The 17,686-nt window shown below is 65.5% G+C and carries 15 protein-coding genes; 2 read left to right on the top strand and 13 right to left on the bottom strand.

The annotated features are described in order from the left end of the window. Nucleotides 1–48 precede the first annotated feature (48 nt). The 3 genes from ACOYW5_RS07280 to ACOYW5_RS07270 form a co-directional block, all read right to left on the bottom strand. The gene (locus ACOYW5_RS07280) at nt 49–915 is read right to left on the bottom strand and encodes an ABC transporter permease (protein WP_423068584.1); all 867 of its coding nucleotides are present in this window, start codon (nt 913–915) and stop codon (nt 49–51) included. Beyond that, nucleotides 912–1,676 carry an ABC transporter ATP-binding protein gene (locus ACOYW5_RS07275; RefSeq protein WP_423069422.1) on the bottom strand — a complete coding sequence of 255 codons (765 nt, stop codon included), beginning with the start codon at nt 1,674–1,676 and terminating at the stop codon, nt 912–914. Before ACOYW5_RS07275 ends, ACOYW5_RS07280 begins: the two co-directional genes overlap by 4 nt. 139 nt (nt 1,677–1,815) lie before the next feature. Beyond that, entirely contained in the window at nt 1,816–2,817 is a 1,002-nt protein-coding gene (locus tag ACOYW5_RS07270; protein WP_423068583.1) for an ABC transporter substrate-binding protein, read from the bottom strand. Between the two features lie 231 nt (nt 2,818–3,048). Between ACOYW5_RS07270 and ACOYW5_RS07265 the strand changes: the two genes are divergently transcribed. Beyond that, a complete protein-coding gene (locus ACOYW5_RS07265) occupies nt 3,049–3,438 on the top strand; it encodes a RidA family protein (protein WP_423068582.1) in 390 nt (129 codons plus the stop codon). 18 nt (nt 3,439–3,456) lie between these two features. Next, nucleotides 3,457–4,248 (top strand): creatininase family protein, encoded by a 792-nt coding sequence (locus ACOYW5_RS07260; RefSeq protein WP_423068581.1) that lies wholly within the window; start codon nt 3,457–3,459, stop codon nt 4,246–4,248. Between the two features lie 185 nt (nt 4,249–4,433). Here ACOYW5_RS07260 and ACOYW5_RS07255 read toward each other — a convergent pair whose 3' ends face one another. The 10 genes from ACOYW5_RS07255 to ACOYW5_RS07210 form a co-directional block, all read right to left on the bottom strand. Further along, nucleotides 4,434–6,101 (bottom strand): urocanate hydratase, encoded by a 1,668-nt coding sequence (locus tag ACOYW5_RS07255; RefSeq protein WP_423068580.1) that lies wholly within the window; start codon nt 6,099–6,101, stop codon nt 4,434–4,436. A gap of 172 nt (nt 6,102–6,273) precedes the next feature. After that, nucleotides 6,274–7,404 carry a DUF917 domain-containing protein gene (locus ACOYW5_RS07250; RefSeq protein ID WP_423068579.1) on the bottom strand — a complete coding sequence of 377 codons (1,131 nt, stop codon included), beginning with the start codon at nt 7,402–7,404 and terminating at the stop codon, nt 6,274–6,276. A gap of 1 nt (nt 7,405) precedes the next feature. Then, nucleotides 7,406–8,644, bottom strand: coding sequence for a Zn-dependent hydrolase (locus ACOYW5_RS07245; protein WP_423068578.1), 1,239 nt, complete (start codon nt 8,642–8,644; stop codon nt 7,406–7,408). A gap of 157 nt (nt 8,645–8,801) precedes the next feature. Further along, nucleotides 8,802–10,145 carry a dihydroorotase gene (locus ACOYW5_RS07240; RefSeq protein WP_423068577.1) on the bottom strand — a complete coding sequence of 448 codons (1,344 nt, stop codon included), beginning with the start codon at nt 10,143–10,145 and terminating at the stop codon, nt 8,802–8,804. Between the two features lie 8 nt (nt 10,146–10,153). Next, a complete protein-coding gene (locus ACOYW5_RS07235; protein WP_423068576.1) occupies nt 10,154–10,897 on the bottom strand; it encodes an ABC transporter permease in 744 nt (247 codons plus the stop codon). Further along, the gene (locus ACOYW5_RS07230) at nt 10,894–11,832 is read right to left on the bottom strand and encodes an ABC transporter ATP-binding protein (protein WP_423068575.1); all 939 of its coding nucleotides are present in this window, start codon (nt 11,830–11,832) and stop codon (nt 10,894–10,896) included. Before ACOYW5_RS07230 ends, ACOYW5_RS07235 begins: the two co-directional genes overlap by 4 nt. Further along, a complete protein-coding gene (locus ACOYW5_RS07225) occupies nt 11,825–13,015 on the bottom strand; it encodes an ABC transporter permease (RefSeq protein WP_423068574.1) in 1,191 nt (396 codons plus the stop codon). The genes ACOYW5_RS07230 and ACOYW5_RS07225 overlap by 8 nt, the downstream gene beginning before the upstream one ends. Nucleotides 13,016–13,079: 64 nt before the next feature. After that, nucleotides 13,080–13,988, bottom strand: coding sequence for a glycine betaine ABC transporter substrate-binding protein OsmF (osmF, locus tag ACOYW5_RS07220; RefSeq protein ID WP_423068573.1), 909 nt, complete (start codon nt 13,986–13,988; stop codon nt 13,080–13,082). Between the two features lie 97 nt (nt 13,989–14,085). After that, nucleotides 14,086–15,627, bottom strand: coding sequence for an aromatic amino acid ammonia-lyase (locus ACOYW5_RS07215; RefSeq protein WP_423068572.1), 1,542 nt, complete (start codon nt 15,625–15,627; stop codon nt 14,086–14,088). Nucleotides 15,628–15,818: 191 nt separating this feature from the next. Further along, on the bottom strand, nt 15,819–17,669 hold the full coding sequence (locus ACOYW5_RS07210) for an extracellular solute-binding protein (RefSeq protein ID WP_423068571.1): 1,851 nt from the start codon (nt 17,667–17,669) through the stop codon (nt 15,819–15,821). Between the last annotated feature and the right edge of the window lie 17 nt (nt 17,670–17,686).

Raw genomic sequence — 17,686 nt, 5'->3', positions numbered from 1 at the left:
CCCTTGTGGGGGAGGATAGGAGCGGGCCGTCTCTCTCAGTCAGCACAATCAATTCTCCCGCTTGAGGGCGCTCTCGTGCCAGCGGTGTAGCAGCAGCCATGAGATGAAGCTGGTGAGGGCGAAGATGGCGACGCCGGTGGCCATCAGCAGGATCAGGGCCGCATAGAGCCGCGGATAGTTCAGGCGATAGCCGGATTCGAGCAGACGGAAGGCGAGTCCCGAGCCGCGCCCGGCCGAACCGACCGCGAATTCGGCCACCACGGCTGCGATCAGCGACAGGCCACCGCCGATGCGGAGTGCCGCGGCGAAATAGGGCAGGGAGGACGGGAGCTTAAGGTAGATCAGCGTCTGCCAGCGGCTCGCGCCATTGAGCTCGAACAGGTTGAGCAGGTTGTGGTCGACGCTCTTCAACCCGGCGACCATGTTCGAGAGGATCGGGAAGAATGCCACGATGAACGCGCAGGTCAGCAGCACCGTCTGCGGGTCCTTGATGTAGATGATCAGCAGCGGCGCGATGGCGATCATCGGCGTGACCTGCAGGATCACCGCGAACGGGAAGATGGCGAGCTCGATCCACTTGGACTGGACGAGGATGATCGCCAGCCCCACACCGCCGATGAGGGCAAGGGCCAGGGCGGTGAGGGTGACCCGCACCGTCACCAGCAGCGACGGATAGAGCGTCGGCCAGTCGGTGAACAGGGTGGTGATCACGTCGGCCGGCGCCGGCATAATATAGCGCGGCACCTGGTTGACGGTGATGTGGAGCTGCCAGAGCCCGATGGCGAGCAGTACCATCGCGATCGGGATCACGACGCGCAGCACTCTCTCGCTCAGGCTGGTCTTGCTGACGACGATGGCGACAGCGCTGTCAGTGCCCGCCTCGGCGGCTTTGGTGGCGGTTGCAGCGTCGGTCATTTGCCAGCCGCTCCGATCTCGATGGCTTCCTGCAGGGCACGCGACACCGTGTCGGTGGTCGAGCGGTATTCCTCGGAAGTCCGGTAGTGGGAGTCGCGCTGGAGCGACGTGTGGAGCGGTAGGTCGGTGTAGACCTGGCCCGGCCGGGCTCGCATCACGACAATGCGGTTGGAGAGGAAGGCGCTCTCGAACACCGAGTGGGTCACGAAGATCACCGTGATCCCGGTCTCGCGCCACAGGCGCAGCACGTCGTCATTCAACTTCTGGCGGGTGATTTCGTCGAGAGCCGCGAACGGCTCATCCATCAGCAGCAGCTTCGGCTTGGTTACGAGCGCGCGTGCGATGGAGACGCGCATCTTCATGCCACCCGACAGCTCGCGCGGATAGGCTTTGTGGAAGTCGGCGAGGCCAACTGCAGCCAGCGCTTCCATGATGAGTGGCCTGGCATCCGACTTCGAGACGCCGTTCAGCCGCAGCGGCAGGTACACGTTGCCGAACACCGTCGCCCACGGCATCAGCGTCGGCTCCTGGAAGACGAAGCCGATGTCGCCCTTGGGCTTACCGCGACTGTCCAGCTGGCTCGACGGCCAGTCGATCTGTCCCGTGCTCGGCTCGCCAAGGCCGGCGATGATACGGAGCGCTGTGGATTTGCCGCAGCCTGACGGGCCGAGCAGTGACAGGAATTCGCCGCGCCGGACGTCGAGCGACATGTCCTTGAGCGCGAGGGTGCCGTTCGAGAACAACTTGGAGACGTTGCGCATCGTCACCACGACTGGGCTCTTGCCCGCGGTGGCGGCTGGCTGCGCGGCAAATGAAGTGTCAGTCAAAATGCTTATGGCCCAGGTTAGGGTCGGAACGGCGCCGACGGAATCGCCGGCGCCGATTGGTCGAATAGCGCGCTTACTTCACGAGGTCTACGCCGAGGCCCTGGCAGACGAGCTCGGTAGTGTAGGCCTGGGTGTAGTCGATGCCGGCTTCATAGACGCCAGCCGCGACGCTCGAGTCGTAGTAGTCCTTCCAGCGTGCGTCGGTCATGCAGCCGATGCCCTTGGTCTCGGCTTCGCCCGAAGTCAGGATGCCGTATTCCTTCATCTTGGCGATGGAGTAGGCGATCTGCTCGTCGGTCATTTCCGGATTGTCGGCCTTGATCAGGTCGTTGCCGGCCTTGTTGTCGCCGTAGAGGTAGTTGTACCAGCCGATGATCGAGGCTTCGACGAAGCGCTTGGCCACATCCTTGTTGGCCTCGTACCAGGGCTTCATGACTTCGATGGTCGTCGAGTAGGGCGAGTAGCCCTGGTCGGCGAGCAGCCAGACGTCGGGCGAGAAACCGGCTTCCTTTTCGATCGAGTAGGGCTCCGAGGTCAGGTAGCCCTGCTGGATGGCGTTCTCGTCGGCGAGGAACGAGGCCGGGTTGAACTGGTACGGCTCGTACTTTTCCTCAACGAACGCCGGGAATGCGGCTTTCAGCCAAGAGAAGTAGGACGAGAGCGCATCCGCGGCGAGGATGTACTTGTCGGCATTGGCCAGTTCGGGGAACGTCTTGAACTTTCCCGGGTGCGAAATCAGGATCTGCGGATCCTTCTGGAAGATCGCCGCCAGCGTGATGGTCGGGATGCCTTCCTTGACGCTGTTGATCGCGCCGGTCGAGCCGCCCATGTAGAACTGCACCTGGCCGGCCACCAGCTGCGGCCGCATCGGGGCCTGCGGGCCACCCTGCGCAATGGTCACATCGAGGCCGTACTTGGCGTAAGTGCCGTCGGCGACGGCCTGATAGTACCCGCCGTGCTCGGCCTGTGCCAGCCAGTTGGTGGCAAAGGTCACTTTGTCCTGTGCCATGGCGCCCGTCACGCCCAGTGCCAGCGTTACCACGCCGGCTGCGACGAGCTTGGTGAAGTCCATCATCGTTAGTCTCCCTGTTAAGGTAGCCGCCAGGCATGTCCCCCGCCCGGCTGGTCGGCAAAATTCCGTGCCTCGCGGGCACACCTAGCCATTCATTCCGCGCCCCTCGGCAAAAGAAAAGCCCAAAAATGCGCCCATCCGGCGAGTTGCTTCCGGATTAGGCAATCGAGGCGAGATTGGGGCTTCCTTTCGCAGTCGTTTGACGCTTAGCTGAGCATACACACCGGGGGTCCTGTGCATAAGCCGCTTTCGCCAACCAGCATCCACCCGCCCTTCGCGCCCTACAGCCCCGGCGTCGAAGTCGCGTCCCGCTCGCGCTTCGTCTTTGTCTCGGGACAACTCGGCATCGCCAAGGACGGCACCATCCCTCCCGATTGCGCGGCGCAGGCGGAGCTCGCGTTCGGCAATATCTTGGCGATTCTGGGCGAGGCCGGCATGGGGCTGAAGGACATCGTCCGCATCAATGCCTATGTCACCGGCCGCGAGCACCTGCAGCCCTACATGCAGGTGCGCAACAAGCTGTTCAGGGAGCCGTTCCCGGCCTCGACACTGATGATTGTCGCCGGTTTCGCGCGGCCCGAATTCGTGGTCGAGATCGAGGCCATCGCCGCGACGCCCGGCTGATTCTTCAGGGACTTATCCATGACGTACCGCAAGATCTGGTGGAACGACTTCTCCGCCTTCGAATTCCACGACCTCGATCCGAACAAGACCATTGCGATCTTCCCGACGGCCGCCGTGGAGCAGCACGGCCCACATCTGCCGGTGGGGACGGATACGATCATCAACCAGGGGCATCTCGACCTCCTCGTGCAGCGCGCGCCCAAGGATCTGGATATCCGCATCCTGCCGGTACAGGCGATCGGCAAGTCCAACGAGCATATCTGGCAGACCGGGACCCTGAGCCACACGGCCACCAACCTTATCGACGCCTGGACGCAGATCGGGCTCGAGATCGCCCGGACCGGCATCAGGAAGGTCGTGTTCGTCAACTCGCACGGCGGGAACGTCTCGATCCTCGACATCGTCGCGCGCGAGTTGCGCGTGAGGGCTGGGATGCTGGCGGTGAAGACCGGCTGGAGCCAGTATTGGCCCAAGGACATCTACTCCGACATCGAGAACCGCCACGGCATCCATGGCGGCGACAGCGAGACGTCGGTGGTGATGCATTTGCGGCCCGAGCTGGTGAATACCGACAAGCTGCAGGACTACCCCTCGGTCGCCGCCCGCGACGAGCAGGGCTACAAGTACATGCGCCCGACAGGGCCGACGAGCTATGCGTGGATCGCGAGCGACATCAATCCGCTGGGAACGGCCGGTGAGGCGCACCTCGCAACGGCCGACAAGGGCCGGATCACGGTGGAAACGGCGGTGGGGGCGTTCATCGAGTTGCTGCGGGAAGTGGAGCGGTATCCGCTGCCGGGGCAGAAGTAGCACTGGAGCGCGGGGCCACCCCCACCCACCACGCTTCGCGTGGTACTCCCTCCCACAAGGGGGAGGGAGACCCGACTGAGATGTCCCGGCTCTGTCGTTTCCTTCCCTTGATGGGGAGGGTAGTGAAGCTTGGCAGCTTGCTGCCTAGCCTAGCTCGGAGGGGGGCGTGACGGCAGGATGCCGCCTTACTTCCCGCTCAAGTCATACCACTCGAGCCCCTTCTTCTCCGCCTCGTCCTTCGACTCCTCGTACCCGGCGTCGGCGTAGCGCATCACGCCCAGCCCGGTGTCGTTGGTGAGTGCGTGCGACAGCCGCTCGTCCGCTGCCGCGGTGCCATCCGCCACCAGCGTCACCCCCGCCGAAGTCATGAAGCCGGCATAGCCGCCGCCGCCCGAGTGGATGACCACTAGGTCCGCCATCGAGGCCGTCAGCAGCATGGCGTCGAGCAGCGGCCAGTCGGCGATGGCGTCGGAGCCGTCCTTCATGTTCTCGGTCATGATGTTGGGATGCGCCATGGCGCCGGCATCGAGGTGATCGCGGCTGAAGGCGACCGGGCCCTTAAGCGCGCCGTTGCGGACCAGTTCGTTGACCCGTAGCGCCAGTGCTGTCCGCTCGCCGTGGCCGAGCCAGGCGATACGGGCCGGCAGGCCCTCGAACGGGATGTACTGGCGGGCGAGCGAGATCCAGTTGGTGACGATCCTGTTTTCCGGGAACATCTCGAGGACGAGATCGTCGATGCGGCCGATATCCTCGGGCTCGCCCGACAGCGCCATCCAGCGGAAGGGGCCGATGGCGCGGGCGAAGAGGGGTCGCAGGTAGGCTTCGGTGAAGATCGGGATATCGAAGGCATTCTCGACGCCGGCTTGCTTTGCCTGCGTGCGGATCAGGTTGCCGTTGTCAAACACCTCGGCCCCCGCATGCTGGAATCCCAGCATGGCGCGGACGTGGGAGGCAATCGAGGCGCGGCTGGCGGCCATCAGCTGGCCCTGGCCATCGACGCGCAGGCGCTTTACCTCATCGAGGCTCATGCCGGCGGGGACGTAGCCATAGACGAGATCGTGCGCGCTGGTCTGGTCGGTGACGATATTGGGGATGATGCCGCGGCGGAGGATCTCGGGATAAACGTCGGCGGCGTTGGCGACGAGGCCGATCGAAGTCGCGCGCTTCTCCTGCACGGCGCTCTCGATCATCGCCAGCGCGGTATCGAGGTCGGGCGCGATGTGCTCGAGATAGCCGATCTCCTTACGCCTGATGGCGCGGGCGGGGTCGACATCGATATCGAGGATCGCGGCGCCGGCCATACGCCCGGCCAGCGGCTGCGCCCCACCCATGCCGCCCATGCCGGCGGTGAGGATGAAGCGCCCGGCGAGCGAGCCGCCGAAGCGCTTCTCGGCAATGCGCATGAAGATCTCGTAGGTGCCCTGGATGACTCCCTGGCTGCCGATATATTGCCAGGCGCCGGCAGTGAGTCCGCCCCAGGCGATCAGGCCCTTCTTCTCAAGCTCGTAGAACACCTCGGCCTTGGCCCACTGACCGACAATGTTGCAGTTCGCCATGATGACCAGCGGCGCCTGCGCATGGGTCTTGAACAGCCCGATCGGTTTGCCCGACTGGATGACGAGGGTCTGGTCCTCGTCCATCGTGGTCAGCGTTTTGACGATCTGCTCATGCGCCGCCCAGTTGCGAGCCGCCTTGCCCAAAGCGGCGTAGACGATGAGTTTTTCGGGGTCCTCGCCGACGCTGAGGACGTTTTCGAGCAAGCGGAGCAGCGCCTCCTGCCGCCAGCCTTTGGCGCGGAGGACAGGGCCGGAGGGAATGGGGAAATTCGGATGGCGGGGATTGGGCTTGGGCATGCGGTGTTTCTAGCGCACACCATTGGCCGAGACGACCCCCTCCCATCCTCCCCCCATAATGGGGGAGGTGCCGGCCAGTGTTCTTGGCACGATCGAAGTCCGAGCCCCGACTCTTCACCTCCCCCCTTTATGGGGAGGATGGGAGGGGGCCGTCTGTTTCAGTCGGGTACCGCTACTCCCAGCCCTTCACGCCGCCGTTCCTCTTCGGTTTCACCCCGTCCAGCGCGTATTTCGCGAGTTCGATGCCCAGCGCTTTTTCCACGGGCGGGAACACGGCTGGCTCGATGACAGAGGTCGAGAGCGGGATGATCTTCTTGCTCACGTGGAGGATGAAGATGAACATGCCGACGCGCAGCTGTCCGGCCGAGAGCGGGGTGCCGGAGGCGTCGAGCGTGGTGATCACGTCGGGAAAGGTGGCGAGGCGATTGCCGCCCGCATCGTCCACTGCCATGTACTCGTTCATGGTGTGGATGGTGATGGCCTTGTCGCCCTCGTTGAGGACGAACTTGCCGACGTCGAAGGCCTCCTTGGTGTAGACGAGGTCCTTCTGCGTCACGGTCCCCTTGGCGAGGATCGAGCCGCCCGTTGTCTTGACGATGGCGTCGATGACGGCCGAGCCGCCCTTCGCTTCCGCCGCGATGATCGCTTCGCCCAGTTCCAGCGCCAGCGAGATGCCGCCGAGCGCTGCGTTGCGGCGGACATACTTCGCACGGACCGGGTTGCGGCACGAGGCGATGAAGCCGCCCGACATGTCGGAGGCAGTGCGGAGGATCGGTGAGATTTTCGCCGTGGCGCCGCGCGTCACCAGCTCGATGTAGCGGTTCTCGGCGCGGTTTCCGCCGACGGCAGTCTGGATCGATTGTTCGGGCGAAGACGCCATGCCGATTGAGCCCATGTCGCCGGTGGGATGGGCGCGGATATCGCCGACGGCGTCGACGACCTTGGTGCCGAGGATGGCGCCAGGCAGCCAGGCATTGAGGGTGGAACTCTTGCCGTTCTGGCCGATCATCAGGCCGGCGAGCGGGGCGCCGAGCGCCTCCTGCAACAGCTCGACGGCTTTCACATAGTCGCGGCCCTGCATCTCCCACGCGGTGGTCGAAGCAGGTGCGCCGATCGCGGCGGAGGTGGCGACCCAGTCCTTGGGGCTCAGCTCTTCGATATCGACCAGTTCAGGCTTTCCGATCGAGGTGGCGGCATAGCCCAGCATGCGGCCATGGTCAGCCCAGCCACCGCCGCCAGCGGCGTAAACGGAGCCACCCTTCACGGCGGGCTCGACATCCTTCTCGGTCAATACGCGACCCATACTACAAGTCCTTGTCCAAGCGCTTCACCGCCTCCAGCAGCACGGCGGCGCCGAGCGCCACGTCTGCCGTTTCCGCATATTCTTCAGGCGTATGGCTGCGTCCGCCGAGGCAGGGGATGAAGATCATCGCTGCCCTGGTGATCCGCGCCATCCAGGCCGTGTCGTGTCCCGCGCCCGAAGCCATGCGGCGATGGCGCGCGCCCACGGTCACGGCTGCCGCGTCCAGTGTATTCAGCACGAAGTCGTCGCAAGGCGTTGGCAAATTGTCGGAAATGGTCAACGGCGGCTCTATCGCGACGCCGGTCTCGGCGGTGACCGCCGCGGTCAGCGCGGTGAGTTCGGCGATGAAGGTTTCCATGTCGGCCCGGCGCTCGGCCCGGGCATCGACGAGCAGGCGTGCGCGCGACGGGACGACGTTGGCTGCGCCGGGCTCGATCGAGAATTCACCGACGGTGGCGGCGAAGTGGAACGGGCCCTTGCTGAGCCGTGTGCCGAGTGCCTCGATGCCGATGACCAGCCGCGCCGCCGTCGCCAACGCGTCCTGGCGCGAGCCCATTGGGGTGGTGCCGGCGTGGTCGGCGCGGCCATCGACGATGATCTCGATGCGGGTAATGCCGGCGATGGCGGTGACGACGCCGATATCCAGGTGCCCGTCCTCGAGCACCGGGCCTTGCTCGATGTGGAGCTCGAGGAAGGCGGCGATGTCCTCGCGCTTCTCGGCCCTGCCCGGATTACCGCCGACTTCGGCGATGCCCTCGCGCAGCGTGAACTGATCCACTTCGCGATCGAGCCAGGCTTCGGGCCGCGCGCCAGCCATGCCACGACTGCCGACGCAGGAGACGCCGAAGATCGAGACCTCTTCGGCGAGGAAATCGACGATCTCAAGGTCGTGCCTGAGGGTGATGCCCTGATCGTGGAGGGCGCGGGCGACTTCGAGTGCGGCCGACACGCCGGCAATGCCGTCGAAGCGGCCACCGTCTGGAACGGTGTCGGAGTGGGAGCCCAGCATGATCGTGCTGCCGCCGACACTGCCGCGACGGCGCCCGATCAGGTTGCCGGAGGCGTCGATGCGGGTTTCGAGGCCGGCGGCCTCGAAACGGCGGATGAGCCATTCGCGGCCGCGCAGGAACATCGGGGTGAAGGCACGGCGGGTGTAGGCGTGGCCGGGGTCGGTGATCTCGGCGAGGGAGGTTATGTCCTCGGCGATGCGGGCGGCTTGGGTGGGGAGGTTGTGGGTCATGGGTGCAGGACCGATAGAGACGGCCCCCACCCATCCTCCTCCTTAGAGTAGGAGGTGAAGAGTTGAGGTTGTGGCTCGATGGTGCCCTGCACACCGGCAGGCACCTCCCCCTTTAAGGAGGAGGAGGGGAGGGGGCCGTCTGCCTCAGTCAGCACCCTCACGGCCGCACCCACCGCCCAAGCCCCGGCTCTACCACCACAGTCCCGTCGAACACCTGCTTGCCGCGCAGCCAGGTCCCCGCCACCGTCCAGGGCAACTCGATCCCGTTGTAGGGCGACCAGCCCACCACGTTGTGGCCGGACCTCGCCGCGTCATAGACTTGTGGCCGGTTCACCAGCACGGTGATATCCGCGTCCTTCCCCGCTTCCAGCGCACCCTTCTGCCCCAGTCGGAAATGCCGGGCCGGGTTGGCCGCCATGAGCTTCGCCGCCCAGGTCAGCGACACGCCGCGCTCCAGCGCGCCCTTGACGAACAGTGGCACCATCGCCTCCAGCCCGGGCACCCCGGAGGCGTTGGCGAGCATGTCGGGATTAGTCTTGCGGTCCTCAGACCAACTGACGTGGTCTGTGGAGACCAGCGTCACATTTCCGGCTGCGACCTGTTTCCAGAGTTTTTCGACTTCAGCGCGGGGCCGAATGGGTGGGTTGATCTTGGCTTTGCCGCCAAGGCGGCGGACATCGTTTTCCTCGTCGAGCGTGAGGTAGTGGATGCAGCATTCGATCGAGGCATGGAAACCGCGGGCTCGGTAGTCGGCCGCGATATCGTAACCCCGGCTGAGCGAGCAGTGCACAACATGCGCGTCTGCCCCGGTTTGCGCCCCGGTTTCGTAGATCTGGAGGGTCGCGAGGAGCTCGGTGAGGGGCGGGCGGCTCAGGCCGTGGGCGCGCCAATCGGTGATGCCGGAGGCCTTTACTTTTGCCATGGCGGCGCGGACGCTCTCGTCGTCCTCGTTATGAACGCCCCCAGTTAGCCCCGTCTTCGCCACCTCGATGAATGTTTCCTGAAGCAAGGGCGGCGAGATGCGCGGAAAGCGGACCGGGTCGGTGCCGAAGGTCGAGAACTTGAATGCGGCGACACCGGCAGCCGCCTGTTCGGCAATGCGGCTTGCACCTTCAGTGGGGTCGATGGTTCCGTAGAGCGCGAAATCGACGCGGGCCTGTGGCGAGGCGTGTTCGACCTTGATGCGGACTGCTTCGGCCGAGCAGACGAGGTTGCCCTCGTCATAGGGCATGTCGACGATGGTGGTGACGCCGCCCGCCGCCGCCGAGCGGGTCGACCAGATGAAATCTTCCTGGTTCTTCTGGCTGAGCGAATGGGTCTGCGCATCGATCGCGCCGGGGAGGATGAGCGCGTTGCCGAAATCGTGCCGCTCGTGAGCGTGCGGCGCTGCGCCTTCGCCGACATGCACCACCTTGCCGTCGCGCACCGCCACATAGCCACCCTCGATGATCATGGAGGGAAGGACGACGGTGCCGGCAATGACGAGATCGAAATCGGACATGTGACCTCCTACGCGCGGCGTTGTCCCGTGCGGCGCATCAGCATGCGCTCGACGGCCGACAGCCCATCATAGATCAGCACGGCCATCACGCCGACCACCAACCCGCCCTGCGCGATGAAAGCGATGTTGTTGCTGAGGAGCCCGGCGATGATGACTTCGCCCAGCGTCCACGCGGCGACGGTCGAGCCGATCGTGGCGGTGGCGACCGAGATCACAACGGAGAGGCGGATGCCGGCGAGAATCACCGACGTTGCGAGTGGCAGTTCCACCTGGGTGAGGCGCTGGCGGTCGGTCATACCGACGCCGCGGGCGGCTTCGGTCACGGATGGGGGCAGGGTGGTGAGGCCGGTGAGGGCGTTCTCGAAGATGGGCAGTAGCCCGTAGAGGAACAGCGCCACCAGCGTCGGCTGCCAGCCGAAGCCGAGGACTGGGACCGCCAGCGCCAGCACGGCGACGGGCGGGAAGGTCTGGCCGATATTGGCGAGCGAACGGCTCAGCGGCAGGAACTCGGCACCGAACGGGCGGGTGACAAGGACGGCGAGGCCGACCGCAATGGCGGTCGCCAGCACGGTCGCGGCGGCGACGATGGCGAGGTGGCTGATGGTCAGGGTGAGGAGCGTGTTCTGCGTGTAGATCGCGGGCTGGCCGTTCTTGGTCAGCGGCTGGAACACAAAGGCAAAAGTCTGCGGCGTGACGACGAAGGCCACGAGGAGGGCGAGGACGACCAGCCGGATGATCAGCCCTGGCCTCATTGCGGCTGCTCGGCCTTATGGGCGATATCGTCGCGGCGGATACGGCCGAGGCTGGCGCCGGTCTCGTCGACGACCGGCAGTAGCTCGCGGCCGCTCCACAGCAGCTCGGCATAGGCGTCGCGCAGCGTGGCATCGGCGGAAATCGGTTCGCCCTGCGCCGGACCGGGCTCGACGAGGTCGCGCACGGTGGTGAGCGACAGCAGCCGGAACGGGCGCTCGCCGGTGCCGATCAATTCGGCGACGAATGGCGTTGCGGGTCGGGCGATGATTTCGGCCGGCGGCGCGTATTGCAGCAGCTTGCCCTTGTCCATGACGGCGATCTTGTCGCCGAGATGGATGGCTTCCTCCATGTCGTGCGTGACGAGGACGATGGTGGTGCCGAAGCGCTTCTGGATGGCGAGCAGGTCCGATTGTGCCTTGGCGCGGATGATCGGATCGAGCGCGCCGAACGGCTCGTCCATCAGCAGGAGCTTCGGTTCGGCGGCGAGGGCACGGGCGACGCCGACACGCTGCTGCTGGCCGCCCGAAAGTCCGCTCGGCATGCGGTCGCGGAATTCCGCAGGTGGCATCTGAAACAGGTTGAGCAGTTCATCGACGCGTGTGGCGATGCGGGACTTGTCCCAGCCGAGCAGGGCGGGGACGGTGCCAATGTTCTGGCCGACGGTGCGGTGCGGGAAGAGGCCGTGACCCTGGATGGCATAGCCGATCTGGCGGCGGAGCTCGAAGGCGGGGACGGACTTGGTATCTTGCCCGTCGATGCGCACGCTGCCTGAGGTGGGCTCGATCAGCCGGTTGATCATACGGAGGAGGGTAGTCTTGCCGGAGCCGGAGGTGCCAACGATGACCGCGATCTCGCCGTCATCGACGGTGAGGCTCACGTGGTCGACCACGGTCAGCTCGAGATAGTCCTTGGTGAGGGACTCGATCTCAATCACGCGGGACCTCCCTTGGTGAAACCAGTTCGACGATGGCGTCGAGCACGACTGCGGCCGCAAACGCCAGTGCCACCGTGGGCACGGCACCGAGCAGCACCAGGTCCATCGCCGTCTGCGCCACGCCCTGGAACACGAACACACCGAACCCGCCGCCGCCGATCAGGGCGGCGATGGTGGCGAGGCCGATGTTCTGGACGAGGACGATGCGGATGCCCGTGAGGATCACCGGGAAGGCGAGGGGGAACTGCACGCCGACCAGCCGCTGCCAATCGGTCATGCCCATGCCCTTGGCGGCATCGTCGGCGGCTGGTGGCACGCTCTCGAGCCCGACTACGGTGTTGGCGACGACCGGCAGCAGCGAATAGCCGAACAGCGCGACCATCGCCGGAGCAGCGCCGATGCCGGAAATTCCGAGCGCCGATGCGCCGGGAATGTTGGCGGCGACCCAGGCGAGCGGCGCGATCAGGAGGCCGAACAGCGCGATCGACGGGATGGTCTGGATGATGTTGAGGACGTTCAGTACCGGCGCGCGCAACGTATCGGAGCGATGGCAGAGAATGCCGACGGGGACGCCGACGATGGTGGCGGCAAACAGCGAACCGAGCGCCAGCGCGACATGCGTCTCGGCCTCGCGCCAGAAGGTCTCGCCGCGGTTGAAATACTCGCGGAGGACCGAAACGTCGTTGAGTGTGCCAGAAGCGAGCAGGACGGCGAAGAAGGCCGCGACCCCGACGAGTACTGCGATACGGGTCCACGGCATCAACTTCAGCCGGGCGATGGCATCGGCAGCGAGCAGGGCGAAGGCGAAGACCAGCAGCCAGAAGCCGCCGCCGGGCGAGACGCGGGCGATCCGATCGCCGGGCGGAGTGAGATTGGTCGCGGCATGGCCGATGGCGACGAAGAGCAGCGCCAGCATCGCGAGGCTGGCGGCGAGGCGCCACAGCGTCGGGGTCTTGAGCAGGGCCAGGACGATACAGCCGACAAGGGCGAGGATGAGGATCGCCGCTTCCCAGCCGGGCAGGGCGCCGAGGATGGACTTGCTCTCGCCGAGCACGATCCGGTTCGCGCGGAAGGCGGCGAAGGGCATGAACGAGGCGACGAGCGCAATGGCGGCGATGAGCACGCCGAGCTTGTCGACGGCGACCGGTAGGCGGCGGGGGACTGTCGCGGTGAGGTCGGTCATGCGGAAAACACTAGGGGTGGGCAGTCGTCCTGCCCACCCCCAAAATGCATGCGCGTGGCGCGGCTTACTTCAGAAAGCCGTTCTGCTTCAGCCAGTCGATGGCGACGTCCTTGGCGGCTTCGCCGCCGACCTGGATGCGGCCGTTGAGCGTCTGCAGCGTGACGAGGTCCAGCTTGTCGAACACGGGCTTCAGCAGATCGGGGATCGTCGGGTTGGCCGTGAGAACCGCCTCGCGGATGATCGGGGCGGGCTCGTAGACCGGCTGTACGCCCTTGTCGTCCTGGAGCACGACGAGGCCAGAGGGAGCGATGCCGCCGTCGGTGCCATAGACCATGGCGGCGTTGACGCCGTTGGTCTGCTGTGCGGCTGCGGCGATCGTCGCGGCGGTATCACCGCCAGAGAGGGTGACGAGCTGCTCGGGCTTCAGGGTGAAGCCGTAGACTTCCTGGAACTTGGGCAGCGCTGCGGGCGAGGAGACGAACTCGGCAGAGGCCGCGAGCTTCACTTCGCCGCCACCGGCGACCCACTTGCCGAAATCGGTGAAGGTGACGAGCTTGTTGGCATCGGCCACGTCCTTGCGGAGCGCGACGGCCCAGGTGTTGTTGGCCGGAGCCGGCGACAGCCAGACGATCTTGTTGGCGTCGAAATCCAGTTTCTTGGCCTCTTCATAGGCCTTGGCCGCATCGTTCCAGAGCGGATCGTCGGCCTTCTCGAAGAAGAAGGCGGCGTTGCCGGTGTATTCCGGATAGATGTCGATCTCGCCGGCCGTAATCGCCTGGCGCACGACGGGGGTGCCGCCGAGCTGGATCTTTTCGGTCACGGCGATGCCGTTGGCCTGCAGCACCTGGCTGATGATGTTGCCGAGCAGCCCACCCTCGGTGTCAATCTTACTGGAGACGACGACCTGAGCGTTGGCAGCGGTCACCGTGAAGGCCAGCGCCGCGACGGCACCGAGCAGTTTCTTGGAAAGCATGATGGTCTCCTTGTCGTTCCGGCCGCTTTGGGATCCCTCGGCCGGAAATTGGCGCTAAACCTATACGGCAGCCGGCGAAAAGTCATACTCGGCAATACTAGGCGACCGGCCCCAGAGCGAAAAACTCGTCCAACGAAGGAATGGGTGCGAGCGAAATCAGTTCCGACATGCTGTGTTCGGAGCCGAGATCGCTTTCAATGATCTCGACTTCCACCGACAGCGGCCGGTCGATGTCGTAATAGGCGGCGTGCTGGCGGACTTTCGAATAGATGAGGCCGGGAACGCCGCTAGGGCGGTCGCCATGAATGTCCATCGCCTGCGCCGCGAGCAGCCCCTCGAGGGCGGCGAGACGGCGGAGCGCACGAACCTGGCGCTCGAACCGCTCGACCACCAGCGGCAGGAATGCGGCCTCGTCCTCGATGCCGGCTGCGACCACCATCGACTGCGCGGAAATCGCTCCGGACATCGAGAGGACGCGCGCGAACAGTTCGCCCGCGAGCTTGATGATTGGGCCGAAACCGGTGGCGATGGCGCCACGCGGCACGAGGTTGATCGGCAGGTCGCGGCGGGTGCCGTTCGAGAGCAACACGCAGCGGTTGAACGAGTTTCGCGCCACATGGGCCAGCGCGATCTGCGCGGCCTGCAGGTAGATGGTCACGTCGAGCGGCAGCGAGCCACCCGAGGTCAGCACCTGGCCTTCCACCACCACCGGATTGTCGTCGGTGCGGCCGGTGGCGGCGAGAATGGTTCGCCCGGCAATCAGCAGGGTGTCGAAGGTGGCGCCGAACACCTGCGCCATCATGCGGAGGCTCAAATTATCCTGGATGTGCGTCGCGTTGGGCCAATCCCAACCCATGCCGTTGCTATACATCCACGCGCCGATCTCGGCCTCGCGCTCGGTGCCGACATGGGCGACGGCCTTCCACGGATCGCGCGAGGCGCCGAGCGCGCCGGCGGTGGTGAGGCTCGTGGCGAGCAGCATGCGTACGGCCGACGCCGCGGAGCGCACGGCTTCCGCAGCGGCGGCAAAGCCGACGGCGTTGACGCTGATCGAGGCGAGGCTGTCGCGCGGCGCCATCCGGGTCGGCTTGAGCCCCGCTTCGGCGAGGGCCGCTTCGGCAGACATGCGCTTGTTCTGATAGACGGCCTCGCCGGCGCCGGTCAGCACCGCGCCGATCTGGCCCATGAGGCCGATATCGGCGGTGCCGATCGAGCCGGTGCGCCTCACCACCGGGATAACATCCTTGCTGAGCAGATCGAGATAGGCATCGACCAAGGTCCGCGAGCAGCCGACGCGGCCGGTGAGCGCGGTGTTGATGCGGATGGCGATGGCGTTGCGGACGACGGAGCTGGGGAAGGGCGCGCCGGTGCCGAAGTGGTGGGCGCGTACGAGACCGAGGTTGAACGTCTCGAGCTGTTCAGGCGACCATTCGACGTCCTTCATCGCGCCGACGCCGGTCGTGGCTCCGTAGACCTGTTCACCGCGGGCGATCTTGTCCTCGACGATCTTGCGCGCGGCGTCGACGCGCGTCATGGCGGCGCTGTCGGCGGCGAGCGATACGGAGCGCTGCCCGATGCGCGCGAGATTGGCGAAGGTGAGGGGCTTGCCGGAGAGCGTAAGGGGGTCGGAGAGCTGCATGAGCAGGGATTACCGGCTCGCGCAGCGGGGTGCAATGGCGCGGTTGTCCTCCCCTGCGGAGCGGGGGAGGGGGACCGCCGGAGGCGGTGGAGGGGGCGGCGGGAAGCGTCGGAGTTTGGGGTCGCCCCCTCCACCAGCTTCGCTGGTCCCCCTCCCCCGTAAAACGGGGGAGGATCAAGGAGAAGTCGGTGCTAGTTCTTGGCCGCGCCGGTCTTGGCGGCCTTGGCTTCGTCGTACCACCAGACGGTGGGGAACCCGATCGAGAACTCGGGCAACTCGTCGGGATGGCCGAAGCGGTCCCAGCGGGCGATGCGCGACTTGCGTAGCGTGTAGGTCGGGGTGACGTAGTGGTGTGCGAGGAGCACCCGGTCGAGCGCCCGTGTCGCCGCAACCAGAGTTTCGCGATCATCGGCGAAGATGATCTTGTCGATCAGCGCGTCCACGCCCGGATCCTTGATCCCGGCATAGTTGCGACTGTCCTCACCTTCGGCGGCAGCCGAGCCCCAGAAATCGCGCTGCTCGTTGCCGGGCGAAAGCGATTGGGCCCAGCCGGTGTAGATCATGTCGAAGTCGCGATTGCCGACCCGCTCGATGTACTGCGGGGAATCGACCGTACGGATCGTCGCATTGATGCCGAGCCGCTTGAGGTTGGTCTGGAAGGCCGTAGCGATCGGCTCGATGGTCGGGCCGTTGAGCAGGATCTCGAAGGCGACGGGCTGGCCGGCCGGGTCGAGCAACTGGCTGCCCTCCAGCTTGTAGCCGGCGCCGGTCAGCAGATCGACCGCGGCCTTGAGGTTGGCCCGGAGCTTGGTCTGATCGCCGCTCACCGGGTTCTTGTATTCGGTGGTGTAGACGCTCGGTGGTACCAGATCCTTGACCGAGTTCAGGATGTCGAGCTCTTCGCCTTGCGGCAGACCCGAAGAGGCGAACTCGGTGCCGTAGAAATAGCTGTTGATGCGGTCGTACTGACCGAAGAAGCGGAGCTTGTCGAGTTCCTCGAAATCAAAGGCGTAGAGGATGGCTGCCCGCAACGCCTCGTTCTGGAACATTGGTTTGCGAAGGTTGGGGACGAAGCCGACGAGGACGCCGGAGTCGCGGTAGTTGTTCTCGAACAGCTCCTTGATCACCTTGCCTTCGGCGACCGCCGGGAAGTCGTAGCCGCCCTGCCAGCGCAGCGCGAGGTTCTCGTCCCACCAGTCGAACTCGTCACCCTTGAAGCCTTCGAACTCGGCGGTGAGGTCGAGGAAATACTCGTACTTGATCGTCTGGATGTTGTTCTGCCCGATGTTGAACGGCTCCTTGATGCCCCAGTAATTCGGGTCGCGCTCGTAGGTGATAGAAGCGCCCGGGCTGAAGCCGGCGAGCTTGTAGGGGCCCGAACCCAGTGGCGGCTCGAGGCTGGGCTTACTGATGTCGCGGGGCTTGCCGTCGGCGCCGGTGCCCTCCCACCAATGCTGCGGCAGCACCATCAGTTGGCCCATGATCAGCGGCAGCTCGCGGTTGCCGGTTTGGTCGAAGCTGAACGTCACCTCGCCGGGGGCTGTCACTTCGGCCTTGGTGACATTGGCGTAGTAGTTCGCCTGGCTAGGATTGAGTTCCATGGTCTTGTTGAACGACCAGACGACGTCCTCGGCGGTAAGCGCTTCGCCATCGGCCCACCTGGCGCGCGGGTTCATGCGGAAGGTGACCGAGGAATAGTCCGCCGGGTAACTGAAGGCCTCGGCGAGGTGGCCGTATTGCGTCGAGACCTCGTCGAGCGATTGCTCGGTAAGCGTCTCGTAGATGAGGCCGATGCCCGCAGCGGGCTCGCCCTGTGGCAGGATGGCATTGAAGGTGTCGAAGCCGCCATCCGCTCCTAGCCGGACCAGGCCGCCGACCGGCGCGTCCGGCTTCACGTAGTCGAACTTCGCGAAGCCTGGGGGGTACTTGGGGTCACCGTGGAAGGCGCCGGCGTGGCGCCAGACCGGCTCTTGCGCGAGTGCCGGAGAGACGGCGAGGAGGGCGGCTGCGAGGGCGAGTGCGGCGAGCTTGGCGGGATGCATGAGGAGCTCCATTCGCG

Source organism: Devosia sp. CN2-171, from assembly GCF_049354815.1.
Lineage (GTDB): Bacteria > Pseudomonadota > Alphaproteobacteria > Rhizobiales > Devosiaceae > Devosia_A.
This window is presented reverse-complemented; position numbering and strand designations above follow the sequence as displayed.